Raw genomic sequence first — 1,187 nt, forward strand, 5'->3', positions numbered from 1 at the left:
AGATACTATCAAAAAAGTGGATCATTGGGGATAGAAAAATTCTAAGATTCCCCGATCCCCGTCCAGTTCTACCATTGTTCCCACAGGTAAAGCGGCATTATCGCCATCATGACCGAAAGGTAACTCAGCAATAACCGCAATGCCCAAATCGCCCAAACGCTCTTTTAAGACTTCCTCTACGGTTTGACTATCACTGCCGGAGGCCGCCAGACAACGGCTAAAACGACCGAGAGCAATGCCTTTAATTTGGGAGAAAATGCCCAGCATTCGCCACTGAGTTAACATTCGATCAATTCGGTAGGGGGCCTCGGTTACGTCCTCTAGGGCTAAAATTACCCCCTCTAGGGTGGGTTGAACCGAGGTTGCGAGGAGATGGGTGGCTACGGTTAAATTAGCCGGTAATAAGCGTCCCCGCACTTTTCCCCCACCCCAACCTTGACCGATAAGAGGGGCTAAAGGACGACCTTCTAGGAGAGAAAAGAGACGATCAATTGATTGGGGACTTTCTTGGGCTAAGGTGGTTAAAACTGGACCGTGAACGCTACAGATGCCCTGTTTCGCTAAACTCCATAAAATCCCCGTCACGTCGGAAAAACCGATTAACCATTTTGGGTTAGTTTTTGCCCATGTCCAATTTTCTAAGAGGCGAGCGCTACCGTAACCCCCCCTCGCGCAGAGAATTGCTTGACAATCGGGATCTTGCCATGCTTGGGCTAAAGCTTGACGACGTTGCTCGTCGCTACCGGCGAGATAACCGAGACGATTGGCCCAATTCTCGCTAAATTCCACTTGATAACCCCTCGATCGCCAGATTTCTACGCCTTTTTCTAGGGCGGCTAATTCCTTGACGGTGCCACTGGTGGCCACCAGAGAAACTTTAGCACCGGGTTGCAGAAACGATGGGATGATCATAGGTTAATTCTCTTTTGTTGGCGGATTAAGCGGAAATTACAGGCAATTTTGTGGCAGCATGAAAACTGACAGCATATTCTATCGAATGTTTCTCGATTTTCCCGATTCGTTCTTTGAATTAATTGAGCGACCCGATGCTATGGTTAGCAATTATCGATTTACTTCCCAAGAAGTCAAACAACTAGCTTTTCGATTGGATGGTTTATTTTTGCCGCTCGATAATCTGGAACATTTGCCCTTTTATCTGGTAGAAGTGCAATTTCAAAAGGATGAAG

Annotated in this window: 2 protein-coding genes; one reads left to right on the plus strand and one right to left on the minus strand. The window is 47.2% G+C overall.

All coding sequences use genetic code 11. The features are described 5' to 3' along the window. Positions 1-21: 21 nt before the first annotated feature. Positions 22-912, minus strand: coding sequence for a S66 peptidase family protein (locus PX484_RS00485; protein WP_287669241.1), 891 nt, complete (start codon positions 910-912; stop codon positions 22-24). 58 nt (positions 913-970) lie between these two features. Here PX484_RS00485 and PX484_RS00490 point away from each other — a divergent pair. Then, positions 971-1,187 (plus strand): DUF2887 domain-containing protein (locus PX484_RS00490; protein ID WP_288102647.1); only part of this gene is annotated, 217 nt, incomplete at its 3' end.

The sequence above is a fragment of the Microcystis sp. M49636_WE2 genome (genome assembly GCF_030065375.1).
Classification (GTDB): domain Bacteria; phylum Cyanobacteriota; class Cyanobacteriia; order Cyanobacteriales; family Microcystaceae; genus Microcystis; species Microcystis aeruginosa_C.